Source organism: Rubrivivax sp. JA1055 (assembly GCF_020966565.1).
GTDB lineage: Bacteria > Pseudomonadota > Gammaproteobacteria > Burkholderiales > Burkholderiaceae_C > Rubrivivax > Rubrivivax benzoatilyticus.
This window is the reverse complement of the sequence record NZ_JAJKFP010000007.1, coordinates 501,213-525,630: the sequence shown is the minus strand read 5'-3', so window position 1 is coordinate 525,630 and position 24,418 is coordinate 501,213. Positions and strand designations below refer to the sequence as shown.

At 72.0% G+C, this 24,418-nt stretch carries 22 protein-coding genes; 14 read left to right on the top strand and 8 right to left on the bottom strand.

Annotated elements, in window-relative coordinates; all coding sequences use genetic code 11:
• The first annotated feature begins 18 nt into the window (after positions 1-18).
• The gene (locus LOC65_RS19000; protein ID WP_230248714.1) at positions 19-2,031 is read left to right on the top strand and encodes a TonB-dependent receptor; all 2,013 of its coding nucleotides are present in this window, start codon (positions 19-21) and stop codon (positions 2,029-2,031) included.
• Between the two features lie 6 nt (positions 2,032-2,037).
• Here LOC65_RS19000 and ccoG read toward each other — a convergent pair whose 3' ends face one another.
• Together ccoG and LOC65_RS18990 are read right to left on the bottom strand one after the other, a co-directional pair.
• Entirely contained in the window at positions 2,038-3,528 is a 1,491-nt protein-coding gene (gene ccoG / locus LOC65_RS18995) for a cytochrome c oxidase accessory protein CcoG (protein WP_405048257.1), read from the bottom strand.
• A 68-nt stretch (positions 3,529-3,596) separates the two neighbouring features.
• Positions 3,597-3,995, bottom strand: a complete 399-nt coding sequence (locus LOC65_RS18990) for a NifB/NifX family molybdenum-iron cluster-binding protein (protein WP_009855371.1) — start codon at positions 3,993-3,995, stop codon at positions 3,597-3,599.
• Between the two features lie 230 nt (positions 3,996-4,225).
• Here LOC65_RS18990 and LOC65_RS18985 point away from each other — a divergent pair, with 230 nt between their 5' ends.
• From LOC65_RS18985 to LOC65_RS18965, 5 genes are all read left to right on the top strand, one after another.
• A complete protein-coding gene (locus LOC65_RS18985) occupies positions 4,226-4,639 on the top strand; it encodes a rhodanese-like domain-containing protein (protein WP_009855372.1) in 414 nt (137 codons plus the stop codon).
• Positions 4,640-4,848: 209 nt separating this feature from the next.
• Complete coding sequence (locus LOC65_RS18980) at positions 4,849-6,402, top strand: acyl-CoA carboxylase subunit beta (protein ID WP_029718974.1); 1,554 nt, start codon at positions 4,849-4,851, stop codon at positions 6,400-6,402.
• A 21-nt stretch (positions 6,403-6,423) separates the two neighbouring features.
• Entirely contained in the window at positions 6,424-6,804 is a 381-nt protein-coding gene (locus LOC65_RS18975) for a biotin/lipoyl-containing protein (RefSeq protein ID WP_029718973.1), read from the top strand.
• Between the two features lie 10 nt (positions 6,805-6,814).
• On the top strand, positions 6,815-7,987 hold the full coding sequence (locus LOC65_RS18970; protein WP_009856685.1) for a sodium ion-translocating decarboxylase subunit beta: 1,173 nt from the start codon (positions 6,815-6,817) through the stop codon (positions 7,985-7,987).
• A gap of 10 nt (positions 7,988-7,997) precedes the next feature.
• Positions 7,998-8,354 (top strand): OadG family transporter subunit, encoded by a 357-nt coding sequence (locus LOC65_RS18965; RefSeq protein ID WP_009856684.1) that lies wholly within the window; start codon positions 7,998-8,000, stop codon positions 8,352-8,354.
• A gap of 22 nt (positions 8,355-8,376) precedes the next feature.
• Here the strand turns inward: LOC65_RS18965 and LOC65_RS18960 are convergent, their stop codons facing one another.
• Complete coding sequence (locus tag LOC65_RS18960; RefSeq protein WP_009856683.1) at positions 8,377-8,751, bottom strand: YbaN family protein; 375 nt, start codon at positions 8,749-8,751, stop codon at positions 8,377-8,379.
• 109 nt (positions 8,752-8,860) lie between these two features.
• On the opposite strand from LOC65_RS18960, the gene LOC65_RS18955 reads away from it, so the two are divergent.
• Positions 8,861-9,187 (top strand): multidrug efflux SMR transporter, encoded by a 327-nt coding sequence (locus tag LOC65_RS18955; protein ID WP_009856682.1) that lies wholly within the window; start codon positions 8,861-8,863, stop codon positions 9,185-9,187.
• A gap of 2 nt (positions 9,188-9,189) precedes the next feature.
• Here the strand turns inward: LOC65_RS18955 and mmuM are convergent, their stop codons facing one another.
• Complete coding sequence (gene mmuM, locus LOC65_RS18950; RefSeq protein WP_230248712.1) at positions 9,190-10,122, bottom strand: homocysteine S-methyltransferase; 933 nt, start codon at positions 10,120-10,122, stop codon at positions 9,190-9,192.
• Positions 10,123-10,168: 46 nt separating this feature from the next.
• Complete coding sequence (locus tag LOC65_RS18945) at positions 10,169-11,095, bottom strand: LysR family transcriptional regulator (protein ID WP_230248711.1); 927 nt, start codon at positions 11,093-11,095, stop codon at positions 10,169-10,171.
• Positions 11,096-11,164: 69 nt separating this feature from the next.
• Between LOC65_RS18945 and LOC65_RS18940 the strand changes: the two genes are divergently transcribed.
• Entirely contained in the window at positions 11,165-12,172 is a 1,008-nt protein-coding gene (locus LOC65_RS18940; protein WP_230248710.1) for a zinc-binding alcohol dehydrogenase family protein, read from the top strand.
• A 6-nt stretch (positions 12,173-12,178) separates the two neighbouring features.
• Here LOC65_RS18940 and LOC65_RS18935 read toward each other — a convergent pair whose 3' ends face one another.
• From LOC65_RS18935 to fdhD, 3 genes are all read right to left on the bottom strand, one after another.
• The gene (locus tag LOC65_RS18935) at positions 12,179-13,723 is read right to left on the bottom strand and encodes a methyl-accepting chemotaxis protein (protein WP_230248709.1); all 1,545 of its coding nucleotides are present in this window, start codon (positions 13,721-13,723) and stop codon (positions 12,179-12,181) included.
• Positions 13,724-13,863: 140 nt separating this feature from the next.
• Entirely contained in the window at positions 13,864-14,307 is a 444-nt protein-coding gene (locus LOC65_RS18930; protein ID WP_009856677.1) for a thermonuclease family protein, read from the bottom strand.
• A gap of 34 nt (positions 14,308-14,341) precedes the next feature.
• The gene (gene fdhD, locus LOC65_RS18925; protein ID WP_230248708.1) at positions 14,342-15,169 is read right to left on the bottom strand and encodes a formate dehydrogenase accessory sulfurtransferase FdhD; all 828 of its coding nucleotides are present in this window, start codon (positions 15,167-15,169) and stop codon (positions 14,342-14,344) included.
• A gap of 238 nt (positions 15,170-15,407) precedes the next feature.
• On the opposite strand from fdhD, the gene fdnG reads away from it, so the two are divergent.
• The 6 genes from fdnG (at position 15,408) to selB (ending at position 24,404) form a co-directional block, all read left to right on the top strand.
• Positions 15,408-18,476, top strand: a complete 3,069-nt coding sequence (fdnG, locus tag LOC65_RS18920) for a formate dehydrogenase-N subunit alpha (protein WP_230248707.1) — start codon at positions 15,408-15,410, stop codon at positions 18,474-18,476.
• A 9-nt stretch (positions 18,477-18,485) separates the two neighbouring features.
• Positions 18,486-19,415: a formate dehydrogenase subunit beta gene (fdxH, locus tag LOC65_RS18915; protein ID WP_009856673.1), complete on the top strand. Its 930-nt coding sequence runs from the start codon at positions 18,486-18,488 to the stop codon at positions 19,413-19,415.
• A complete protein-coding gene (locus tag LOC65_RS18910; RefSeq protein WP_009856672.1) occupies positions 19,412-20,038 on the top strand; it encodes a formate dehydrogenase subunit gamma in 627 nt (208 codons plus the stop codon). Before fdxH ends, LOC65_RS18910 begins: the two co-directional genes overlap by 4 nt.
• Before the next feature lie 81 nt (positions 20,039-20,119).
• The gene (gene fdhE / locus LOC65_RS18905; protein WP_230248706.1) at positions 20,120-21,052 is read left to right on the top strand and encodes a formate dehydrogenase accessory protein FdhE; all 933 of its coding nucleotides are present in this window, start codon (positions 20,120-20,122) and stop codon (positions 21,050-21,052) included.
• On the top strand, positions 21,049-22,470 hold the full coding sequence (gene selA / locus LOC65_RS18900) for an L-seryl-tRNA(Sec) selenium transferase (RefSeq protein WP_230248705.1): 1,422 nt from the start codon (positions 21,049-21,051) through the stop codon (positions 22,468-22,470). Before fdhE ends, selA begins: the two co-directional genes overlap by 4 nt.
• Positions 22,467-24,404, top strand: coding sequence for a selenocysteine-specific translation elongation factor (selB, locus tag LOC65_RS18895; protein WP_230248704.1), 1,938 nt, complete (start codon positions 22,467-22,469; stop codon positions 24,402-24,404). Before selA ends, selB begins: the two co-directional genes overlap by 4 nt.
• Positions 24,405-24,418: the final 14 nt, after the last annotated feature.

Sequence of the window (24,418 nt, the reverse complement as noted above, 5' to 3'; positions counted from 1 at the left end):
CCCCTCTGTCCTGATCCGATGAAATCCCTCGTCCTCACCCTGAGTCCGGTGGCGCTGGCCTGCGCCGCCCTGTCGCAACCGGCCGCGGCGCAGTCCGCGCCGACCCCGGTCGAACGCATCGTCATCACCGGCAACCCGCTGGGCAGCGAGCGCAGCACGCAGCCGGTGTCGGTGCTCGCCGGCGACGAGCTCGTGCTGCGCCGCGGCGGCACGCTGGGCGACACGCTGGACACGCTGCCCGGCGTCTCGCAGACCGGCTTCGGCCCCAACGCCAGCCGGCCGGTGATCCGCGGGCTGGACGGCGACCGCCTGCGCGTGCTCGACAACTCGGGCTCGACGCTGGACGCCTCGGCGCTGAGCTACGACCACGCGGTGCCGCTGGACCCGCTGGTGGCCACCGGCATTGAGGTGCTGCGCGGCCCGGCGGCGCTGCTGTACGGCGGCAACGCCGTCGGCGGCGTCGTCAACGTGCTCGACAACCGCATCCCTGCCGCGCCGGTCACTCGCACCGGCGGCTCGGCCGAGCTGCGCCTGGGCGGCGCCGCCGCCGAACGCGGCGCGGCCGCGGTGCTGGAGACCGGCGGCGCCGGCTGGGCGCTGCACCTGGACGCCGCGGCGCGCAACACCGACGACCTGGACGTGCCCGAGCACACGCCGGTGGCCGACGGTGAAGCCCTGGCGCGGACCGACGAGGTGCGCAACTCGGCCGCCAGGACCCGCAGCGCCGCGCTCGGCGGCTCGTGGTTCTTCGCCGGCGGCCGGGTCGGCCTGGCGCTGGACCACTACGACAGCGAGTACGGCGTCGTCGCCGAACCCGACGTCACGATCCTGATGCGCCGCAACCAGCTGCGCGCCGAAGGCGAGTGGCGCCTGGACGGCGGCCCGTTCTCCAACCTGAAGCTGCAGGCGCGCGGCGCCGACTACGAGCACCGCGAGATGGAAGGCGCCGAGGTCGGCACCGTGTTCTCCAGCCGCGGCGGCGAACTGCGCGCCGAGGCCCGCCACCGTGCGCTGGGCCCGCTGCGCGGCGTCGTCGGCGTGCAGGCCGAGAGCTTCGACTTCTCGGCGCTGGGCGAAGAGGCCTTCGTGCCCGACACGACGACACGCCGCCTGGGCCTGTTCGTGCTGGAGGAGACGGACCTCGGGCCCGGCACGGTCTCGGCCGGCGCGCGGGTCGAACGTGCCGACGTCGATTCCGACGGCGGCGGCCGCTTCGGCGACGCGCGCTCGCGCGGCTTCACGCTGTTCAGCGCGTCGCTGGGCACGACGATGCCGCTGGCGCCGGGCTGGAGCGTCAGCGCCAATCTGGCGTCGACCGAGCGTGCACCGACCTACTTCGAGCTCTACGCCGACGGCGTGCACGCCGCCACCGGCGCCTACGAACGCGGCGACCCGACGCTGGACGCCGAACGCGGCGTCAGCGCCGACCTGGCGCTGCAGTGGAAGTCGGGTGCGTCCAGCCTGCGCGCCGGCGTCTTCGCGACACGCTTCTCGCGTTTCATCTCGCTGGACAGCGCCGGCGTCTCGGTCGACGAGGACGGCGAGGTCGTCACCGAGGACGGCGTGCCGCTGTACCGCTTCGACGCGGTGCGGGCGCGGCTGTACGGCGCCGAGTTCGAGGCCCGGACCACGCTCGACGCCGCCGGCTGGCGCTGGACGCCCAGCGCCAGCGCCGACTTCACGCGCGCGACGAACACCACGACCGACGAGGCCCTGCCGCGCATCGCGCCCTGGCGCACGACGCTGGCGCTGGCCGCGTCGCGTGCCGACTGGACGCTGCGCGCCGAACTGCGCCATGCCGGGCGACAGAACCGTGTGCCCACGGGCGACAGCACGACCGCCGGCTACACGCTGCTGAACCTGGCGGCTTCGTACCGCTTCACGCTCGGCGGCCAGGACGCGCTGTGGTACCTGAAGCTGGACAACGCGACCGACCGGCTGGCCTACAACGCCACCGCGATCGAGACGATCCGCGGGCTGTCGCCGCTGCCCGGCCGCGCGCTGGCAACCGGGCTGCGGCTGGACTTCTGAGGCCGCTCAGCGCGGCACGACGAAGGTCGACTTCTCGTCGATCTCGATGGCCGAGTCGTTGGCCGCGGCCGGCAGGCGCTCGATGCGGAAACGGATCGCGTGCACGCCGGCCCCGGCCTGCTGGGCGGCCTCGAACGGCAGGTGCACGTTCAAGGTCACCCAGCGCGCCTCGGCCGGGCCCAGGTCCACCGTCTCGGCGTGTTCGATCGTGATGCCGGGCAGGCCGTCGACCGCGACGCGGTAGCGCTCGGTCTGCTCGGCGTTGTTCATGATCTGCAGGCGGTAGACGTTCTCGATCGTTCCCTGGTCGACGATGCGCGCCAGCGACGCCCGGTCGCGCACGACGTCGACGCGGAACGGGTGGCGCAGCGCGATGCTGGTCGCGAAGGCGCCGAGGATGATGAACAGGATCGCCGTGTAGACCAGCACCCGCGGGCGCAGCACGCGGCGCAGCATCTGGCCGCGGTCGTGGTGCTGCGCCATGCCGTTCTGCGTGGCGTAGCGGATGAGCCCGCGCGGGTAGTTCATCTTGTCCATGATGTCGTCGCAGGCGTCGATGCAGGCGGCGCAGCCGATGCACTCGTACTGCAGGCCGTTGCGGATGTCGATGCCGGTCGGACACACCTGCACGCAGACGCCGCAGTCGACGCAGCTGCCCAGGCCGGCCTGCTTCGGGTCGGTCTTCTTCGAGCGCCGCCCGCGCGGCTCGCCGCGTTCGGGGTCGTAGCTGATGATCAGCGTGTCCTTGTCGAACATCGCGCTCTGGAAGCGCGCGTACGGGCACATGTATTTGCAGACCTGCTCGCGCATGGTGCCGGCGTTGCCCCAGGTGGCGAAGCCGTAGAACAGCACCCAGAAGGTCTGCCACGGGCCCAGCGAGGCGCTGGCGATCGAGCCCAGAAGCTCGCCCATCGGCGTGAAGTAGCCAGCGAAGGTGACGCCGGTCCACAGCGCGAAGCCCACCCACAGCACCTGCTTGGCCGCCTTGCGGCCGAGCTTGGCCGCGCTCCACGGCGCGGCGTCGAGCTTCATGCGCTGCGTGCGGTCGCCTTCGGTGACCTTCTCGAACCACATGAAGATCTCGGTGTAGACCGTCTGCGGGCAGGCGTAGCCGCACCACAGCCGCCCGGCCACCGCGGTGAACAGGAACAGCGCGTAGGCCGAGATCATCAGCAGCGCCGACAGGTAGATCAGGTCCTGCGGATACAGGACCAGCCCGAAGACGTAGAAGCGCCGCGCCGCCAGGTCGAACAGCACCGCCTGGCGGTCGTTCCACTGCAGCCAGGGCAGGCCGTAGAAGACGATCTGCGTCAGCCAGACCAGGGCCCAGCGCCAGTTGGCGAAACGCCCGCTGACGGCACGCGCGTAGATCTTGCGCGACTTCTGGCACAGCGACACGGTGGCCGCGCCAGCGGCCGCCTTGGGTGACGCCGCGGGGGCGTCGCCGCCCGCATTGATAGGGGCAGGGGTATCAGCCATGGACTGATTCTGCCCCATGGACCCCATCCGATGGGGGTTTTCACGAATTCGTGAGCGAACCAGTCGGTCGCTCTTCACGAAGCGCTTCAGTCGTGCTGGCAGCCGCAGGCGCAGCCGTGACCGGCACCCGGCCGCGCTGCCGGCGGGCTCAGGTGCGGCAGTTCGCCGGCGACGTAACGCGCGACGGCGGCGGCGGGTTCGCGTTCGTCCGTCGTCGCGGCGCGGATGCCTCGCGCGGCGAGCTTGGCGACGAGGCCGCCGCCCATGCTGGCGCCGATCAGCACGTCGACACCGTCCAGCGGGTGCGGGGCGTCGGCCGCGGCGTCGTGGAAGGCCTGGCCGGCGTCCAGTTCGACGAGTTCGGGCGCGCCGACCTCGGCGCCCTGCACGCGGTACACGAGGAAACGGCGGCAGCGGCCGGCGTGGTCGGAGACTTCGCGCCGGTTCTGGGCGGCGACGGCGACGAGGGTGGAGGCAACAGGCATGGCGATCGACGGGAGGAGCGGACAGGCCGCGACGGAGCGTCGTTCTCAAGCCGCGTGCCACCCCCTGCGGCGAACGAAAAAAGCCTTCGCGACAAGCACTTGACGCGCCCGCCGGGAGTTCACCGACCGCCCAGGACTGCCACTGACGGCACCCCCTTGGCAGAACGCCTGACAGTTCGGCGAGTACCCCCGGCGGTACACTGGACCCACAGCTTCCGCCTGCCGCCGCCATGAATCAGCCGTCCGCCCCCGCCCGCCGCCGCCTGCTCGCCGTCGCCGGCTCCGCCGTGCTCGCCGGCCTCGCGGCGCCGGGGCATGCCGCCGACGAGGCGCTGCCGCTGGAGGCGGCACGCGACGCGCTGGCCCGCCGCAGCGCGATCGTCATCGACATCCGCGAGCCCGAGGAACACGCCCGCGGCGTCGCACCGGGCATGCGGCTGCTGCCGATGAGCCAGATCGGCCAGCGCCTGGCCGAGATCCCGCGGGACCCGTCGCAACCGGTGCTGCTGGTCTGCAACACGCAGAACCGCTCGCGCGCCACGGCCCGCGCGCTGCGCGAGCGTGGCTGGACCAACGTGCACTACGTCGCCGGCGGCATGAGCGAATGGGCTCGCCGCGGCTGGCCGCTGGTCGCGCCGCGCTGAACACCGCCTCCCGGCGGGGCGCCATCCCTCGGGTGATGGCGCCGGCTGTAACTTGATCGTACTCAACGCCGGCAAAAGGCCGGCCTCGGCCGCCTGTGCAGGCGCTAGCATTGGTCCGCGCTTCCACCAACCGGACCACGATGCCGGCATGCGGGATGCAGCAACACCGGCCCGACGGCGGCCGGCGGCGACGATCGGAGGACAGCCCCATGACCCTGCCATCCCGGATGCTCGAGGAGCTCGAGCGCCGCCGCCGCACCGTGACGGCCGGCGGCGGAGCCGACAAGCTCGCCGCCCGCCACGCCAAGGGCCAGCTCGGCGCGCGTGAACGCCTGGACCGGCTGTTCCAGCCCGGCACCTTCCAGGAAACCGGGATGCACGTGCGCCACGGCGCGCACCACTTCGGCCTGCAGGACAAGGCGTTCCCGGCCGACGGCGTCGTCACCGGCACCGGCTACGTCGGCGGCAACCTCGTCGCCGCCTACAGCCAGGACTTCACGGTCAACGCCGGCACGCTGGGCAAGGCCCACGCCGGCAAGATCGTCGCGCTGATGCAGTTCGCGCTGAAGAACGGCGTGCCCATCGTCTCGATGCAGGACTCGGGCGGTGCGCGCATCCAGGAGGCGGTGGACGCGCTGTCGGGCTACGGCGAAGTCTTCTATCACAACGTGCTCGCCTCCGGCCTGGTGCCGCAGATCGCGCTGGTGCTCGGGCCCTGCGCCGGCGGCGCGGCGTATTCGCCGGCGCTCAACGACTTCATCATCATGACGCGCCGCAACGCGCACATGTTCATCACCGGGCCCGAGGTCATCAAGGCCGTGACCGGCCGGGCGACGACGATGGACGAGGTCGGCGGCGCCGAGATGCACGCCGCGGTCAGCGGCAACGTGCACTTCATCGCCGAGGACGACACGCAGGCCGTGGCGCTGGCGCAGCGCCTGCTGTCGTACCTGCCGCCGAACAACACGATGGACCCGCCGCACCAGCTGTCGGCCGAGCTCGTGCTGGCCAGCGACGAGGGCATGGACACGCTGGTGCCCGAGGACCCGGCCGAGCCGATGGACGTGCGCCAGGTCATCGCCCGCCTCGTCGACGGCGGCGAGCTGCTGGAGGTGCACGCCTCCTGGGCGCGCAACATCATCGTCGGCTTCGCGCGGCTGCAGGGCATGGTCATCGGCCTGGTGGCCAACCAGCCCGCCGAGATGGCCGGCGCGCTGGACATCAACGCGTCGGACAAGGCGGCGCGTTTCATCCGCTTCTGCAACGCCTTCAACGTGCCCGTGGTGACGCTCGTGGACGTGCCCGGCTTCCTGCCCGGCGTTGAGCAGGAGCGCGGCGGCATCATCCGCCACGGCGCCAAGCTGCTGTTCGCCTACGCCTCCTGCACGACGCCCAAGCTGACGGTCATCCTGCGCAAGGCCTACGGCGGCTCGTACCTGGCGATGTGCAGCCAGGAGATGGGCGCCGACGTCGTCTACGCCTGGCCCAACGCCGAGATCGCGGTGATGGGCGCGCAGGGCGCGGTGAACCTGCTGTACCGCAAGGAGCTCGCCGAGGCCGAGGATCGCGCGGCGCTGGCTGCCGAGCTGATCGCCGGCTACCGCGCCGAGTTCGCCTCGCCCTATCTGTCGGCCGGGCGCGGCTACATCACCGACGTCATCGCGCCGTCGGAGACCCGCGCCCAGCTCGCGCTGTCGCTGCGCAAGATCCTCAACAAGCGCGAGCTGCGGCCCGCGAAGAAACACGGCAACGTGCCGCTGTAAGACGCAGCCGGAGAACACCCCATGGAACGAAGACTGCGCATCACCGTCGACGGCAAGGCCTACGTCGTGACGGTCGAGGAGCTCGACGCCGGCCCGCTGGCGCCGCCGCCGGCCGTGGTGCTGGGCGCGACGGTGCCGCCGGCCGTCGCCGCCGCGCCGGTGGCCGCGGCGCCCGCCGCCGCGCACGGCGCCGGCGACGTCGTCGCGCCGCTGGGCGGCACGGTGCAGTCGGTGCTGGTCACGGTCGGCCAGCGTGTCGCCGAAGGCGAGAAGCTCGCGGTGATCGAGGCGATGAAGATGAACACCCAGATCAGCGCGCCGCGTGCCGGCCAGGTCGCCCGCGTCGAGGTGCGCGCCGGCCAGGTGGTCGAGACCGGCCAGCTGCTGCTGGTCATCGGCTGAGGCCGGCGCCGTGTTCGATCAGCTCGGCCCGTTCTTCGAGGCGCTGCTGGCGCAGACCGGCGTCGTGCACCTGAGCTGGGGCAACGTCGTGATGATCGCGGTCGGCGCGGCGATGGTGTACCTGGCGATCGCCAAGCACTACGAGCCGCTGCTGCTGGTCGGCATCGGCTTCTCGTGCATCGTCGCCAACGTGCCCGGCCCGCCCGACGACGTGCCCGGCGGCGAGGCGATCAGCGCCCTGCTCTACGTCGTCAAGGAGGGCGGCCTGTTCCACTACGCCTACGAAGGCGTGGCCAAGCTGATCATCCCGCCGCTGATCTTCCTGGGCGTCGGCGCGATGACCGACTTCGGGCCGATGATCGCCAACCCGCGCCTCGTGATCCTGGGTGCCGGCGCGCACCTGGGCATCTTCGTCGCACTGATCCTGGCCAAGCTCTGCGGCTTCACGCTCGCCGAGGCCGGCGCGATCGGCATCATCGGCGGCGCCGACGGGCCGATGGCGATCTTCGTGACGATGCAGCTGGCGCCGCACCTGCTCGGGCCGATCTCGGTGGCCGCGTACTCGTACATGGCGCTGATGCCGCTGATCCAGCCGCCGGTGATGCGGGCGCTGACGACGCCGGCCGAGCGCCAGATCACGATGAAGCAGCTGCGCACCGTCGGCAAGGCCGAGAAGATCGCCTTCCCGATCGTGATGGCGGTGGTCGTCAACCTGTTCTTCCCGCCGGTCGCGCCGCTGATCACGATGCTGATGCTGGGCAACCTGCTGAAGGAATGCGGCGTCACCGAACGCCTGGCCAAGACCGCCGCCGGCGGGCTGATGAACGTCATCGTGCTGGTGCTGACGGTGGCCATCGGCTCGACGATGGCAGCCGACAAGTTCCTGAACTGGGACACGCTGCTGATCGTGCTGCTGGGCCTGGTGGCCTTCGTCTTCGGCACCGCCTCGGGCGTCATCACCGCCAAGGTGATGAACCTGTTCCTGAAGGAGAAGATCAACCCGCTGATCGGCTCGGCGGGCATCGCCTCGGTGCCGATCGCGGCGCGTGTCTCGCACATCGTCGCGAACCAGGAGAACCCGAAGAACTTCCTGATCTACCACGCGATGGGGCCCAACCTGGCCGGCGTCTTCGGCACCGCCATCTCCGGCGGCATCCTGCTGGCGCTGCTGGGCGCGGGCTGAGGAGCGGACGATGCAGCCCATCATCCCCGACACCCTCGAAGGCGCGCTGATCCTCAGCGTCATCGACTTCGTCGGCAGCTTCTTCATCATCGCCGCGATCGGCGTCGTGCTCGCCGGCTTCCCGCTGATCGGGCGTGTCGCGGCGCGTTTCGAGAAGCGCGAGCCCGCCCCCGCGCCGGCCGTTGCGCAGGCGGCGCCTCAGGACGACGGCGAGCTCGTCGCCGTGCTCGCCGCCGCCGCGCACGCGACGCTGGGCCGGCCGGTGCGCATCGTGCGCATCGAGCCGACGCAGGTCGGCGACGCCTGGACGGCCGAAGGCCGCGCGGCGCACCACGGATCGCACCAGCCGGCCCGAAGCCGCAGCTGAGGCCGGCAGGCGCTGCCGGGCGTCAGCGCTCGGGCCGGCCCCACATCCACAGCGCGACCAGCGCCATCGTGCCGGGCACCAGCACCTTGGACCACAGCGGCATCGGCGTCAGGAAGACGATGACCAGCGTGCTGGCGCCCATCATCCCCGTGGCCGCCCACTTGGCGTTGCGCGGGATGACCCCGCCTTCGCGCCAGCGCCGGATGCCCGGGCCGTAACGCGGGTGCGCCAGCAGCCAGCGCTCCAGCGCCGGCCAGCCGTGCCCGCCGGCCCAGGCAGCGACCAGCAGGAAAGGCACCGTCGGCAGCCCCGGCAGCACGACGCCGACGGCGGCCAGCAGCAGGCAGGCCAGCGCCAGCAGGCGCCACAGCAGCAGGACGACGGGACGGGGCAGCATGGGGTGATTCTCGCGTGCGCCGCCGCGACAATCGCCCGGCCCCAACACAGGAGCACCCGATGTCCGCCCACACCCTTCCCCGCCCCGAGCACGACCGGAGCACCGCCCGATGAACGCCTGGCTGATGCTCGCCGGCGCGATCGGCGCCGAACTCGCCGCCACCACCGCGCTGAAGCTGTCCGCCGGCTTCACGAAGCTGGCACCGTCGGCGGTCGTCGTCGTCGGCTACGGGCTGTCGTTCTGGCTGCTCGGCCAAGTGCTGAAGACGATGGAGGTTGGCATCGTCTACGCGATCTGGAGCGGCGCCGGGCTGGCGATCATCGCCTTGATCGGCATCGCCTTCCTCGGCGAGTCGGTCAGCGCGGTCAAGCTCGCCGGGCTGGCGGCGGTGCTGGTCGGCGTGGTGCTGCTGAACCTGGCCGACCGCCAGGCCTGAGCTCAGGCCAGCAGCGCCGCGCGCAGCGCGCGGATCTCGTCCGGGCCGGTGCGGCAGCAGCCGCCGATCAGGCGCGCGCCGCCGCGGCGCCAGCGCTCGGCCTGGGCGGCGAAGTCGGCGGCGTCGCGCTCGCCGTGCCAGCACTTGGCGACCGCGTCCCACTGCTCGCCCGAGTTCGGGTAGACGACGATCGGCAGCCGCGTGCGCGCCTGCGCCGCGCCGATCAGCGCCGGCACGTGTTCCGGCGCGGTGCAGTTCAGGCCCACCGCGGCGACGCCCGGCAGGCCGTCGAGCGCGGCGGCACAGTCGGCGAAACGTTCGCCTTGGCTGACGTGCTCGCCGTCGCGGCAGGAGAAGCTGATCCAGGCCGGCAGCGCCGGCTGCAGCGCGGGCAGCAGCGAGGCGATGGCCAGCGCCTCGTCCAGGCAGGGAATCGTCTCGCAGGCCAGCAGGTCGGCGCCGGCCGCGGCCAGCACCTCCAGCCGCGGGCGGTGGAAGGCGGCGAGCTGCTCGCGCGTGACGCCGGGGTAGCCGCGGTACTCGCTGCCGTCGGCCAGCATCGCGCCGTAGGGCCCGACCGAAGCCGCGACCAGCGGCCGGCGGCGGCCGGCGCGGTTCGCCGGCTCGGCCCAGAAGGCGTCGCGCGCCTCGATCGCCAGCGCCACCGAGCGCCGCATCAGCGCCACCGCCTCGTCGTGCGAAAAGCCGCGGCGCGCGAAGCCTTCGAAGGTCGCCTGGTAGCTGGCCGTCGTCGCGACGTCGGCGCCGGCGCGGAAGTAGTCCAGATGCACCTCGCGGATCAGCTCCGGGCGCTCGATCAGCAGCCTGGCCGACCACAGCGGGTCCTTCAGGTCGGCGCCGCGGCGCTCCAGCTCGGTGGCGAGCGCGCCGTCGAGCACGACGATGTCCTGCGCGGCGAGGGTGGTGGCGATCACGGGGTCGGGAATCATCGGCGGCGGCCTTCGCTGGGGAGCGGCGAGCTTAGCCGAGCGTGGCCAGGCGCTCGGCGAGGAAGTCGCGCAACCGCTGCACCGCCGGACGCAGCACGCTGCGGTCGGCGCAGGCCAGGAACAGCGGCGCCGGTTCGCCCTGCCAGTCTTCGCACAGCGCGACCAGCGCACCGCGGCGCAGGTCGTCGGTGACGTCCAGCCCCGACTTGTAGGCGATGCCCTCGCCGAAGATCGCCATGCGGCGCACCGCGTCGCCGTCGTCGCAACGCAGCGCGGCGTGCACCTCGACCGCCAGCTCGCGGCCGTCGCGCTCGAAACGCCAGCGTTCGTGCGGCCGGTCCGACAGCCGGTAGCTCAGGCAGCGGTGCTGCACCAGATCCTGCGACTGCGCCGGCCGGCCGTGGCGCGCCAGATAGGCCGGCGACGCGCAGAGCACGCGCCGGTTGTGCGGCGCCAGTGCGACGGCGACGAGCTGGGTGTCGGCCGGCTCGCCGTAGCGCAGCGCGACGTCGACCGCTTCGCGCGCCAGCTCGGCGACGCGGTCGGTCAGCTGCAGCTCGAACTCGATGCCCGGGTGCTGCTCGCGAAACGCCTGCAGCCAGGGCAGCACCACGTTGCGCCCGAGGTCCGACGGCATCGACAGCCGGATGCGCCCGGCCAGCGCCTCGCGCCCGGCCGCCAGGCGTTCGCGCGCCTGATCGATCAGCGCCAGGCCGCGCTCGCAGGCGTCGAGGAAGGCCAGGCCTTCGGGCGTCGGCCGCAGGCTGCGTGTCGAACGCACGAAGAGGCGGAAACCCAGCGCCGATTCCAGCCGCTTGAGCGCCGCGCTGGCCGCCTGCGGGCTGACGGCCAGCTCGCGTGCCGCCGCCGACAGGCTGGCCGAACGCGCCGCGCGAACGAAGAACTGCAGGTCGCCGGGCGACACCGCCTTCAACGGCTGTTTGTAGCTGCTGCTCACGTCACCCTCTCGATCCGGCGGCCTGCCTACCCCACCATCTTGGCATTTTCCGCTTTGCCAGGAGAAAGCATGAAAGCCATCGTCTACACCGAAGCCGGCCTGCCGATCGAGGATGCGCGCTCGCTGTTCGAGACCGAACTGCCGGCACCGCTGCCGCGCGAGCACGACCTGCTGGTGCGCGTGGCGGCCGTCGCCGTCAACCCGGTGGACACCAAGGTGCGCCGCAACCAGCCGACCGAGACGCCGCGCATCCTGGGCTGGGACGCCGTCGGCACCGTCGAGGCGGTCGGCGCCGCGGTGACCCGCTTCAAGCCGGGTGACCGCGTCTGGTACGCCGGCAGCATCGACCGCCCCGGCTCGTACGCCGAGCTGCAGTGCGTCGACGAGCGCATCGCCGGCCACGCCCCGGCGACGCTGGACGATGCCGCCGCGGCCGCGCTGCCGCTGACCACGATCACCGCCTGGGAGCTGCTGTTCGACCGCCTGGGTGTCGCCGAAGGCGGCGGCGAAGGCCGCAAGCTGCTGGTCGTCGGCGCCGCCGGCGGCGTCGGCTCGATCCTCGTGCAGCTGGCGCGCAAACTGACGAAGCTGACGGTGATCGGCACCGCCTCACGCCCTGAGACTGCCGACTGGGTGCGCACGCTGGGCGCGCACGTCGTCGTCGACCATTCCAAGCCGCTGGCCGCCGAACTCGCCGCCGCCGGCCACCCCGCGGTGGACTACATCGCCAGCCTGACCCAGACCCATCTGCACTACGACGCCTACGTCGAGGCCGTCGCGCCGCAGGGCCGCATCGGCCTGATCGACGACCCGGAGCCGATCGACGTGCGCCGCCTGAAGCGCAAGGCGGTGTCGCTGCACTGGGAGCTGATGTTCACGCGGCCGCTGTTCGGCACGCCCGACCTCGTGCGCCAGCACGAGATCCTCGAGCGCGCCGCGGCGCTGGTCGACGCCGGCACGCTGGTCTCGACCCAGGGCGAGCACTACGGCGCCATCAGCGCCGCCAACCTGCGCCGCGCCCACGCGCTTGTCGAGAGCGGGCGCGCACGCGGCAAGCTGGTGCTGGCCGGGTTCTGACGCCGCTCAGGCCTGCGCCGGCACGCGCAGGTCCTGCATCAGCTCGAGCAGGCGCTGCGACTGGTCGCGCAGGCTGGTCGCAGCGCGCGACGCCTGCTCGACGAGCGCGGCGTTCTGCTGCACGTCGCGGTCCATCGCCGAGACGGCGGCCGAGACCTCGGAGACGCCGCGGCTCTGCTCGACGCTGGCGTCGCTGATGCCGCAGACCAGCTCGCTGAGCCGCGACATCGCTTCGATGACCTGGCCGATCGTCGCCCCGGCCTCGCCGACCAGGGCCTGGCCGCGGTCGATGCGCTCGTGGCTGGTGACGATCAGGCCCTTGATCTCCTGCGCCGCGGTGCTGCTGCGCTGGGCCAGCGCACGCACCTCGGCAGCGACGACAGCGAAACCGCGCCCGGATTCGCCGGCACGCGCCGCCTCGACGGCGGCGTTCAGCGCCAGGATGTTGGTCTGGAAGGCGATGCCGTCGATGACGCCGATGATGTCGTTGACACGCCGCGAGGCGTCGCCGATCTGGTCCATCGTCGACACCACGCCCTGCATCGCGTCGCCGCCGCGGCCGACCAGCACCGAGGCCTCGGCGGCCAGTTCGCGTGCCGATTGCGCCTGCGTCTGGTTGTCGCGCACGCGCTCGTCGAGCCGGCCCATCGTCGTGCTCGTCTGCACGATCGCGCCGGCCTGGGCCTCGGTGCGGCGCGCGAGGTCGCCGTTGCCGCCGGCGATCTGCTGGCTGGCGACGGCCACCTCCTCCGCGCCCGAACGCACCGCCTGCACGCGGTGCGCGAGGCTCTCGACCATCTCGTGCAGGTGGCGGCCGAGCTGGCTCAGCTCGTTGCGGCCGCGGAAGCGTTCACGCGCGGTGAGGTCGCCCTGGGCGACACGCCGCGCCAGCGTCACGGCGCGGTCCAGCGGACCGACGATGGTGCGCACGATGGCCAGCGCCAGCACCGAGACGACGGCCAGCGCCGACAGCCCGATCGCCCAGGCGGCCCAGCCGACCTGCCGCGCGGTGCGGTCGAAACGCACGATGTCGGCCTCGGCGCGTTCGGTGCCCACCTTCACGGTGTCCAGCACGCCGGCCTGGTGGCGCAGGAACTGCGCGTCGATGGCCTCCAGCCGCATGCGCGCGGCGGCCAGGCCGTCGCTCTCCATCACACGCAGCGCCTCGTCGATCTGCACGATCAGCTTCTGGCCCTCGGCGTGCTGGGCGCCGAGCAGGCTGTCCTTCAGCGGCGAAGGCGACAGCGCCTGCCAGACCTTGGCTCGCGCCTCGTAGTCGCGGCGCTGGGCCTCGAACTGCGCGCGCGCCCGGGCCACCGTCAGGCTGCCTTCCAGCGCACGCGACAACGTCAGCCGGGCGTCGACCAGATACAGCGGCGGCGGCAGGATGTCGGCGACGATGTCCTTGGACTCGAAGACCGCGTGGCTGTCGTCGGTCTGGTGGCGGTTGCCCCACAGCAGCAGCGCCCCGAGCATCAGGACGGCAGCGAGGGCGACACCGGCGAGCAGCGTCAGACGGCCGCGAATCGACAAGTCGTGCAGAGAAGGCATCTCATGGCCCCGGTAATCGAGCGACGGCAGGCCATGCGCCGGCCAGGCGTCACGAGGGCGACGCAGAAACGATTCTAAAAATTCGCACAAAGAGCATTTGTGGCATTTTTGCGAGATCCCGCACGGTTTGTGCAGGATTGTCAGCGGCGGCGGTGCTGCCGTCGCCAGACCCAGGGCGGCACCGGCCGGGACTCGGCCCACAGCCCGGCGCGGTCGTGCCGCGCCTGCCATTGCAGCGCCGGCAGGTTGAGGTCGGCGGCGTAACCCTCCATGACCCAGGCCAGGCCGGCGCGCAGCTGCGCCGTGCCGGCGTCGCGGCCGCCGCAGGACACGTGGGCGATGGCGCGGCCGTAACGGTCGCGGCCGGCGCTGCCGGGCAGCGGGCGGATCTCGGCGTGCCGGCGCAGGCACAGCGCGGCCAGGTGGCGGCGCGAGGCCGGGCCGAAAGCCTGGGCCTTCTCCGGCGCGTCGACGTCGGCCAGGCGCACACGCAGCGTGCCTTGCGGCGCCGGGCAGCGCGCGGTCAGCGTGTCGCCGTCGGCGACGGCGACGACCAGGCAGGAGAAGACGAGCGCGCTCAGCATCGGGGCGACGGCACCGGCCGCTGCCGGCGCCGCATCAGGCGTCGGCCGGGGGCAGCCCCAGGCGCTCGGGGAAGGTGTAGGCGACGAGGTCCGCGCCGCGCACGAAGCCGGCGAGCAGCAGGCCGCAGGACTGCGCCAGGTCCACCGCCATCGCCGTCGGCGCCGACACCGCGGCCAGCGCCGGCGCGCCCAGGCGCGCGGTCTTCTGCACCATCTCGAAGCTGGCGCGGCTGGTGATCGCGACGAAACCCTCGCCCGCCGCCAGCCCGGCGCGCTGCATCGCGCCGACCAGCTTGTCCAGCGCGTTGTGGCGGCCGACGTCCTCGCGCACCAGGCGGGCGTGGCCGTCGGCGTCGCACCAGGCGGCGGCGTGCGTCGCGCCGGCCAGGCGCTGCAGGCCCTGGGCCTCGCGCAGCTCGTGCTGGGCCCGCGCCAGCGCCTGCGGCGTGAAGGGGCGCGGCGCCAGCGCCGGCAGCGTCTGGCGCACCTGGCCGAGGCTGTCGGTGCCGCACAGGCCGCAGCCGGTGCGCCCGGCCAGCGTGCGCCGGCGCTCGCGCAGCCGCCATTCGCAGGCTGCCGAGACCTCCAGGTGCAGCTCGATGCCGTCGCAGCCGGGCACGGCCTCGACCGAACGCAGATCCTGCGCGTCGGCCAGGCCTTCGGTGGCGCAGAAGCCGCGCGCGAAGTCCTCCAGATCGGCCGGCGTGGCCATCATCACGGCGTGCGAGATGCCGTTGAAGACCAGCGCCACCGGCACTTCCTCGGCGACCCAGTCGTCGGCCGCCTGCACCACGCCGCCGCGGCGCGCGACGACACGCAGTCGGCGCAGGCCTTCGGGAACGGCGGAGTCGGCAGGCTTCATCGGCGGGCGGGATTGTCGCCGCGCCGGCTGCCCGACGCCGGCGCTGGGACTAGGGCAAGTGCCATGACGTGATCTGCAACGCACTGTTAGCATGTGAAAAGCTCCTGGTTCGTGCCGCTCACGTCCGCGGGGGCAGCGCACGATGAGTCAGTGGCCGGCCATCGTGCCGCCCTCACCACTCATGGCCGCACCCGCCAGGCGCCGTCGATCCATCCTTCACAGCCACGGGAATGCGCTCATGAAGCAGCTCTCCAGGCGCCAGTTCATGAAAGTGACTGGCTCCACGCTGGCGGGATCGAGCTTGGCGCTGATGGGCTTCTCGCCAGCCACCGCGCTGGCCGAAGTCCGCCAGTACAAGCTCGCCGCCACCACGGTCACACGCCAGACCTGCACCTACTGCTCGGTCGGCTGCGGCATCCTGATGTACTCGCTCGGCGACGGCGCCAAGAACGCCAAGCGTTCGGTGATCCACGTCGAGGGCGACCCCGACCATCCGGTCAACCGCGGCACGCTGTGCCCCAAGGGCGCCGGCCTGCTGGACATCATCAACAGCCCCAACCGGCTGCTGTTCCCCGAGGTCCGCGAGCCCGGTTCCAGCGAGTGGAAGCGCATCTCCTGGGACGAGGCCAACACCCGCATCGCCCGGCTGCTGAAGGAAGACCGCGACGCCAACTTCGTCGAGAAGACCGAAGACGGCCTGACGGTCAACCGCTGGCTCACCACCGGCATGCTGGCCGCCTCGGCGTCCAGCAACGAAGCCGGCTACATCACCCACAAGGTCGCCCGCTCCTGGGGCCTGCTCGCATTCGACAACCAAGCCCGTGTCTGACACGGCCCGACGGTGGCAGGTCTTGCCCCGACGTTTGGCCGTGGAGCGATGACGAACCATTGGGTCGACATCAAGAATGCGGACGTCATCCTGATCATGGGCGGCAATGCCGCCGAAGCTCACCCCTGCGGGTTCAAGTGGGTCACCGAGGCGAAGGCGCACAACAAGGCGCACTTCATGGTGGTCGATCCGCGCTTCAACCGCTCTGCGGCGGTGGCGGACTTCTACGCCCCGATCCGCTCCGGCAGCGACATCGTCTTCCTCGGCGGGGTCATCCACTACCTGCTCGAGAACGACAAGATCCACCACGAGTACGTCCGCAACTACACGGACTTCAGCTTCATCGTGCGCGAGGACTTCGCGTTCGAGGACGGCATCTACTCGGGCTACAACGCCGACAAGCGCAGTTATGACCGCACGAGCTGGGACTACGAGCTCGGCGCCGACGGCTTCGTCAAGACCGACCCGACGCTGGAGCACCCGCGCTGCGTCTACCAGCTGCTGAAGAAGCACTACAGCCGCTACACGCCGGACAAGGTCGAGAGCATCTGCGGCACGCCGAAGGCCAAGTTCCTGCACGTCTGCGAGAAGCTCGCGTCGACGGCCGTGGCCGGCCGCGCGGCGACGATCCTCTACGCGCTGGGCTGGACGCAGCACTCGATCGGCGCGCAGATCCTGCGCACCGGCGCGATGGTGCAGCTGCTGCTGGGCAACATCGGTGTCGCCGGTGGCGGCATGAACGCGCTGCGCGGGCACTCCAACATCCAGGGCCTCACCGACCTGGGCCTGCTGTCGGCCAGCCTGCCGGGTTACCTGTCGCTGCCCGGCCAGGCCGAGCAGGACTACCAGAAGTACGTCGACACCCGCACGCAGAAACCGCTGCGTCCGGGCCAGATGAGCTACTGGCAGAACTACCCGAAGTTCCACGTCAGCCTGATGAAGGCCTGGTACGGGCCGAACGCGACCGCCGAGAACCACTGGGCCTACGACTACCTGCCCAAGCTCGACAAGCAGTACGACATGCTGCAGGTCTTCGAGCTGATGAACCAGGGCAAGGTCAACGGCTACATCGCCCAGGGCTTCAACCCGCTGGCGGCGCTGTCCAACAAGGACCGCGTGCGCGACGGCCTGTCGAAGCTGAAGTTCCTCGTCGTGATGGACCCGCTGGCCACCGAGACCAGCGAGTTCTGGAAGAACCACGGCGAGTACAACGACGTCGACAGCTCGAAGATCCAGACCACCGTCTTCCGCCTGCCGACGACCTGCTTCGCCGAGGAGGACGGCGCGGTCGTCAGCTCCAGCCGCGTGCTGCAGTGGCACTGGAAGGCCGCCGAGCCGCCGGGCGAGGCGCGCACCGACATCCAGATCATGTCGGCGCTGTTCCTGCGCCTGCGCGAGATGTACAAGAAGGACGGCGGGGCCTTCCCCGACCCGATCCTCAAGCTCTGGTGGCCGTACGCGCACCCCGAGGAGCCGACGCCCGAGGAAGTGGCCAAGGAGTACAACGGCCGCGCGCTGGCCGACGTCTTCGACCCCAAGGACCCGACCAAGCTGATCCGCAAGGCCGGCGAGCAGCTCGCCGGCTTCGGCGAGATGCGCGACGACGGCTCGACGATGGGCGGCTGCTGGATCTTCGCCGGCTGCTGGACCCAGGCCGGCAACCAGATGGCGCGCCGCGACAACTCCGACCCGACCGGCATCGGCAACACGCTGAACTGGGCCTGGGCCTGGCCGGCCAACCGCCGCGTGCTCTACAACCGCGCCTCCTGCGACGTCGAGGGCAAGCCGTTCAACCCGCGGCGCAAGCTGATCGGCTGGAACGGCAGCGCCTGGGGCGGCGCCGACGTGCCGGACATGGCGCCGACGCTGGCGCCCGAAACCGGCGCCGGGCCGTTCATCATGAACCCCGAGGGCGTGGCGCGTTTCTTCGCGCGCAAGGGCCTGGCCGAAGGGCCGTTCCCCGAGCACTACGAGCCCTTCGACACGCCGCTGGGCTACAACCCGCTGCACCCGAAGAACCCGCTGGCGACCAACTCGCCGGCGGCGCGCGTGTTCAAGCCGATCTGGGAGACCTTCGGCAAGGCGGCGGACTACCCGCACGTCGGCACCACCTACCGCCTGACCGAGCACTTCCACTACTGGACCAAGCACGCGCTGCTCAACGCGATCACCCAGCCCGAGCAGATCGTCGAGATCGGCGAGGTGCTGGCGCAGAGCCTGGGCATCGCCGCCGGGGACCTGGTGAAGGTGTCGTCCAAACGCGGCTACATCAAGGCGCGTGCGGTGGTCACCAAGCGCATCAAGCCGATGACGATCGAGGGCAAGCCGGTGCACCACGTCGGCATCCCGATCCACTGGGGCTTCAAGGGGGTGACCAAGCCGGGCTTCCTGGCCAACACGCTGACGCCGTTCGTCGGCGACGGCAACACCAACACGCCCGAGTTCAAGACCTTCCTGGTCAAGGTCGAGAAGGTCTGAGGAGCGCCCATGTCACTGCAATCTCTCGACATCAAGGCGCGCTCGGCCACGACGACACCCTCGCCGCAGGCGCGGGTGCCGGCCTCGGGTGAAGTCGCCAAGCTGATCGACGTCTCCAAGTGCATCGGCTGCAAGGCCTGCCAGACCGCCTGCATGGAGTGGAACGACCTGCGCCAGGAGCCGGGCACCAACCTGGGCGTCTACGACAACCCGGTGGACCTGACCTCGGCCGCGTGGACGGTGATGCGTTTCACCGAACACGAGGACGAGAAGACCGGCAACCTGGAGTGGCTGATCCGCAAGGACGGCTGCATGCACTGCGCCGACCCGGGCTGCCTGAAGGCCTGCCCGTCGCCCGGCGCGATCGTCCAGTACACCAACGGCATCGTCGACTTCCACCAGGAAAACTGCATCGGCTGCGGCTACTGCATCACCGGCTGTCCGTTCAACGTCCCGCGCATCTCCAAGACCGATCACAAGGCCTACAAGTGCACGCTGTGCTCCGACCGCGTCGCGGTCGGCCAGGAGCCGGCCTGCGTGAAGACCTGCCCCACCGGGGCGATCATGTTCGGCACCAAGCAGGCGATGAAGGACCAGGCCGCCGAGCGCATCGAGGACCTGAAGGAACGCGGCTACGCCAACGCCGGCCTGTACGACCCGGCCGGCGTCGGCGGCACGCACGTCATGTACGTGCTGCACCACGCCGACGACCCGAAGCGCTACGAAGGCCTGCCGGCGGACCCGTCGGTGAGCCCGGTGGTCGGCTTCTGGAAGGGTGCGCTCAAGCCGATGGCGGTGGCCGGCCTGGCGATCGCCGGCTTCGCCTCGCTGTTCCACTACATCACCAAGGGCCCGAACGACGTGTCCAAGGCCCTGGAGGACGAGATGGAACGCAAGGACCGTGAAGCCCTGGCCAACGAAGAGGAGACGCCGCGATGAGACGCAACCCACGCGACCTCGTGCGCTACAACGCCTCCGAACGCGCCAACCACTGGGCGGTCGGCTGGTTGTTCCTGGGCGTCATGCTCTCGGGCCTGGCCTTCTTCCACCCGGCGCTGTTCCCGTTGACGATGTTCTTCGGCGGCCCGACCTGGGCGCGCATCCTGCACCCGTACATCGGCGTCGGCATGGCGCTGCTGTTCACGATCATGGCCTGGCGCTTCTGGCGCCTGAACGTGATCGAGCCGGTGGACGTGGACTGGCTGCGCAACGTCGGCAAGATGGTCGACGGCGACGACCACGACATGCCGGCGCAGGGCAAGTACAACGGCGGCCAGAAGCTGCTGTTCTGGGCCCTCGTCGTCTGCATGGTGGTGATGGTGATCACCGGCATCCCGATGTGGCGCGCCTGGTTCACGTTCCCGGTGGGTGTCGTGCGCGTGGCCTCGCTGCTGCACGCCATCGCCGGCATCGGCATGATCCTGCTGATCGTCATGCACGCCTACGCGGCCATCTGGACCCGTGGCACGATACGCGCGATGTTCTACGGCACCGTCACGCGCGCCTGGGCCAAGCAGCACCATCGCAACTGGTATCGCAAGATGACCGGCGACGAGAGCTGAACCCCGCCTGACCCGCGCCGCCCGCGTGTCGCCAGCCGGCGGCCGCGGGCGGTGTCACTTGCAACGAACAAGGAATTCCGCGTGCAGCGAATCCTCCAGCCGGGCGAGATCGAGGCCCTCGACGCCATCGACTTCCCCCGCATCCGCCTGCCCCGGCCGGCGGAGCTTTATGCCGAACGCGCCGCGCGCCTGCGCCAGCTCGCCGACGGCCACCCGATCGCCGACTACCTGCGTTTCGTCGCCCTGCTGGCCGACGGCCAGGCCGCCGCGGCAGCGACGGTGAAGACCACGCCGCCCGACGCCGCCGTGCTGCAGCGCGCGCTCGAACACGGCATGCCGCCGCTGCCGACGCAGGACAAGCCAGACCCCGCTTGGCGCGAGGTGCTGGCGCAGATCGTCGAGCGCGCGCTGGCCGCCGGCGACACGCTGCCGGCACCGCTGCGCGAGCAGCTGCAGCGCCTGCGCACGATGGACGCCGCGGCGCTGGACGCGCTGGCCGTCGACCTGCTCGACGAAGACGTCGACGCCGACACCGCGGCGCTGCAGCCGGTCGTGATGGCCGCGCTGCAGCTCGTCTGGGCCGACCGCGCCAGCCGGCTCGACGCCGACGCGCTGGGTGTGCCGGCCGAGCCGACGACCTGCCCGGTCTGCGGCACGCCGCCGGTGGCCAGCGTGCTGCGCATCGGCGGCGCCGCGGGCGGCCACCGCTACCTGCACTGCGCGCTGTGCGCTACCGAGTGGCACATGGTGCGTGTCAAGTGCAGCCACTGCGAGTCGACCGCCGGCGTGCGTTTCCTCGGTGTCGAGGACGGCGGCAAGACCGTGCTCGCCGAGACCTGCTCGGCCTGCCACAGCTACCGCAAGCAGGTCGACCAGCACGAAGACCCGCTGGCCGAACCGCTGGCCGACGATCTGGCCAGCCTGCGCCTGGACCTGCTGATGGCCGAGACCGAGTTCGAGCGCGCCTCGGGCAACCCGCTGCTGGCGCTGCCCGAGCCCGCCGACGAGGCATGACGGCGCCGACCGCCCGCCTGCCGGCCGTCGACCGCGTGCTTGGCTGCGCCGAACTGGCGCCGCTGCTGGCCGCGCACGGCGCGACACGCACGACGGCCGCGGTGCGTGCGCGGCTGCAGCGCCTGCGCGAGCGCCTGCTTGCCGGCGAACTGCCGGAGGCCGAACTCGCGCTGCCGGCCATCGCCGCCGCGGTGGCCGCGGCACTCTCCGCCGAAGACCAGCCGCGGCTGCGTGCCGTCTTCAACTGCACCGGCACCGTGCTGCACACCAACCTCGGCCGCGCGCTGCTGCCCGACGCCGCGGTGCAGGCCGTCGTGCAGGCGCTCACCGCGCCGGCCAACCTGGAATACGACCTCGCCACCGGCGGCCGTGGCGACCGCGACGACGTCGTCGACGACTTGCTGCGCGAGCTGACCGGCGCCGAGGCGGCGACGGTGGTCAACAACAACGCCGCCGCGGTGCTGCTGATGCTGTCCTCGCTGGCGCCGCGCAAGGAGGTCATCGTCTCGCGCGGCGAGCTGGTCGAGATCGGCGGCGCGTTCCGCATCCCGGACATCATGGCGCGTGCCGGCGCCAAGCTGGTCGAGGTCGGCACGACGAACCGCACCCACGCCCGCGACTACGAAGGCGCGATCGGCGCCCGCACCGCGCTGCTGATGAAGGTGCACTGCAGCAACTACGCCGTCGAAGGTTTCACCGCCAGCGTCGCCGAGGCCGAGGTCGCGCGCATCGCCCACGCCCACGGTCTGCCGCTGGCCGTGGACCTGGGCAGCGGCACGCTGGCCGATCTGGCGGCGCACGGCCTGCCGCGCGAGACCACGGTGCGCGAGACGGTCGCCGCCGGTGCCGACGTCGTCAGCTTCAGCGGCGACAAGCTGCTCGGCGGCCCGCAGGCCGGGCTGATCGTCGGCCGCAAGGACCTGATCGCCAAGATCAAGAAGAACCCGCTGAAGCGAGCGCTGCGCGTCGGCAAGCTGACGCTGGCGGCGCTGGAGCCGGTGCTGCGCCTGTACCGCGAGCCCGAGCACCTGGCGGCGCGGCTGCCGACGCTGCGGCTGTTCACACGCCCGCAGGCCGAGATCCGCGCCGCGGCCGAGCGCCTGCGTGCGCCGCTGCAGGCGGCGCTCGGCGACGCCGCCGCAGTCGAGGTCGTGGCGCTGAGCAGCCAGATCGGCAGCGGCGCGCTGCCGGTGGACACGCTGCCCAGCGCCGGCCTGGTGCTGCGCCCGGCGGGCAAACGCAGCGGGCGCGCGCTGGCGCGGCTGGAAGAAGCCTTGCGCGGCCTGCCGCGGCCGGTGATCGGCCGCATCGCCGACGGCGCGCTGTGGCTGGACCTGCGTTGCATCGAAGCGGCGGACGAAGCCGCGTTCGCGGCCCAGTTCGGCGCGCTGGCCGAGGCCCTGGGGACGCCAAGATGATCGTCGGCACCGCCGGCCACATCGACCACGGCAAGACCGCGCTGGTGCGGGCGCTGACCGGCGTCGCCACCGACCGGTTGAAGGAAGAGCGCGAGCGCGGCATCTCGATCGAACTCGGCTACGCCTACGCGCCGCTGGCCGACGGCACGGTGCTGGGCATCGTCGACGTGCCGGGCCACGAACGTTTCGTGCGCACGATGGTCGCCGGTGCGGTCGGCATAGACCATGCGCTGCTCGTCGTCGCCGCCGACGACGGCGTGATGCCGCAGACGCGCGAGCACCTGGCGATCCTCGACCTGCTGGGCGTGCACCACGGCTCGGTGGCGCTGAACAAGGCCGACCGCGTGCCGCCGGCGCGCCGCGACGAGGTGCGCGCCGAGATCACCGCGCTGCTGGCCGCCACGCCGCTGGCCGGCGCGCCCATCTTCGAGACCGTCGCCACCGCCGACGCCGACCCGGGCGTCGCCGCGCTGCGTGCGCACCTGGAAGCCGTCGCGCACGAACGTTCGCAACGCGCCGCAGACGGCGCATTCCGCCTCGCCGTCGACCGCGTCTTCACGCTCGCCGGCCAGGGCACGGCGGTCACCGGCACGGTGTTCGCCGGCCGCGTGCAGGTCGGCGACACGCTGCAGCACTCGGCCAGCGGCCAGGCGGTGCGCGTGCGTTCGATCCACGCCCAGAACCGCGCCGCCGACGAAGGCCGCGCCGGCCAGCGCTGCGCGCTGGTGCTGGCCGGCATCGACCGCGACACGATCCAGCGCGGCGACTGGATCGCCGCGCCGGCCACGCTGCAGCGCTGCGAGCGCCTGGACGCCCGCATCCGCCTGCTGCCCGACGCGCCCGCGCTGGCGCACTGGGCGCCGGTGCACGTTCACGTCGGCACCGGCCACCACCTCGCCCATCTGGTGCCGCTGGACGCCCAGCCGCCGGCCGCCGGCGCCTCGGCGCGGGTGCAGCTCGTGTTCGAAACGCCGGTCTGGGCCCTGCCCGGCGACCGGCTGATCCTGCGCAACGCCCAGGCCAGCCGCACCATCGGCGGCGGCCGCGTCGTCGACCTCTGGGCGCCCGAACGCCGGCGCCGCAGCGCCGAACGCCTGGCCTGGCTGGACGCGCTGGAAGCGGCGCAGGCCGAGGCCACGCCCGAGGCCGCTGCCCGCCTGCTGGCACTGGCACCGGCCGGGCTGGCGCGCTCGCGGCTGGTGCTGCTGCTGGGCCACGACACGGCGCCGGCCGACGCCGTCGCCGTCGTGCTGCCCGGCGGCGACACGCTGCTCGTCGCGCCGCCGGTCTGGCAACGCTGGCGCGAACGCATCACCACGGTGCTGGCCGACTTCCACCAGCGTTCGCCCGACGACCCCGGCCTCAACGCCGCGCGCCTGCGGCGCATCGTCCAGCCGGGCACGGCCAACGCCGGTGCCGACGCGCTGTGGCCGGCGCTGCTGGACGCCATGCTGGCCGACGGCACGCTGGCGCGCCAGGGCTCGTGGCTGCACCTGCCCGGCCACGCGGTGAACCTCAGCGCCGCCGAGCAGATCCTGGCCGAACGCCTGCTGCCCCGCCTGGCCGACGGCGGCGCCGACCCGCCCTGGGTGCGCGACCTGGCGGCGTCGTGCGCCGCGCCGGAGGACCAGGTGCGCACGGTGCTGCGCAAGCTGGCGCGCCGCGGCGAGCTGCAGCAGGTCGTCAAGGACCTGTTCTATCCCGAAGCGACCGTCACGAAGCTGCTGGCGCTGCTGGACGAACTGAGCGCCGCCGCGCCGCGTGGCGAGGTCGGCGCGGCCGAGTTCCGCGACGCCTGTGGCCTGGGGCGCAAACGCGCGATCCAGGTGCTGGAGCACTTCGACCGCGTCGGCTACACGCGCCGCGTGCGCGACCGGCGGGTGCTGCGCGAACGCCCGGCTGGCCCTGCCCCGGCAAGCGGCGCGGGGCCCTGATACGATCCGCCGCC

Coding starts and splice junctions, on each gene's coding strand:
- fdxH (WP_009856673.1), top strand. CDS start 18,486: ATGTCACTGCAATCTCTCGACATCAAGGCGCGCTCGGCCACGACGACA.
- selB (WP_230248704.1), top strand. CDS start 22,467: ATGATCGTCGGCACCGCCGGCCACATCGACCACGGCAAGACCGCGCTG.
- fdhD (WP_230248708.1), bottom strand. CDS start 15,169: ATGAAGCCTGCCGACTCCGCCGTTCCCGAAGGCCTGCGCCGACTGCGT.
- LOC65_RS19000 (WP_230248714.1), top strand. CDS start 19: ATGAAATCCCTCGTCCTCACCCTGAGTCCGGTGGCGCTGGCCTGCGCC.
- LOC65_RS18940 (WP_230248710.1), top strand. CDS start 11,165: ATGAAAGCCATCGTCTACACCGAAGCCGGCCTGCCGATCGAGGATGCG.
- LOC65_RS18985 (WP_009855372.1), top strand. CDS start 4,226: ATGAATCAGCCGTCCGCCCCCGCCCGCCGCCGCCTGCTCGCCGTCGCC.
- LOC65_RS18965 (WP_009856684.1), top strand. CDS start 7,998: ATGCAGCCCATCATCCCCGACACCCTCGAAGGCGCGCTGATCCTCAGC.
- LOC65_RS18955 (WP_009856682.1), top strand. CDS start 8,861: ATGAACGCCTGGCTGATGCTCGCCGGCGCGATCGGCGCCGAACTCGCC.
- LOC65_RS18930 (WP_009856677.1), bottom strand. CDS start 14,307: ATGCTGAGCGCGCTCGTCTTCTCCTGCCTGGTCGTCGCCGTCGCCGAC.
- selA (WP_230248705.1), top strand. CDS start 21,049: ATGACGGCGCCGACCGCCCGCCTGCCGGCCGTCGACCGCGTGCTTGGC.
- LOC65_RS18975 (WP_029718973.1), top strand. CDS start 6,424: ATGGAACGAAGACTGCGCATCACCGTCGACGGCAAGGCCTACGTCGTG.
- LOC65_RS18960 (WP_009856683.1), bottom strand. CDS start 8,751: ATGCTGCCCCGTCCCGTCGTCCTGCTGCTGTGGCGCCTGCTGGCGCTG.
- LOC65_RS18990 (WP_009855371.1), bottom strand. CDS start 3,995: ATGCCTGTTGCCTCCACCCTCGTCGCCGTCGCCGCCCAGAACCGGCGC.
- LOC65_RS18980 (WP_029718974.1), top strand. CDS start 4,849: ATGACCCTGCCATCCCGGATGCTCGAGGAGCTCGAGCGCCGCCGCCGC.
- LOC65_RS18910 (WP_009856672.1), top strand. CDS start 19,412: ATGAGACGCAACCCACGCGACCTCGTGCGCTACAACGCCTCCGAACGC.
- ccoG (WP_405048257.1), bottom strand. CDS start 3,528: ATGGGGCAGAATCAGTCCATGGCTGATACCCCTGCCCCTATCAATGCG.
- LOC65_RS18935 (WP_230248709.1), bottom strand. CDS start 13,723: ATGCCTTCTCTGCACGACTTGTCGATTCGCGGCCGTCTGACGCTGCTC.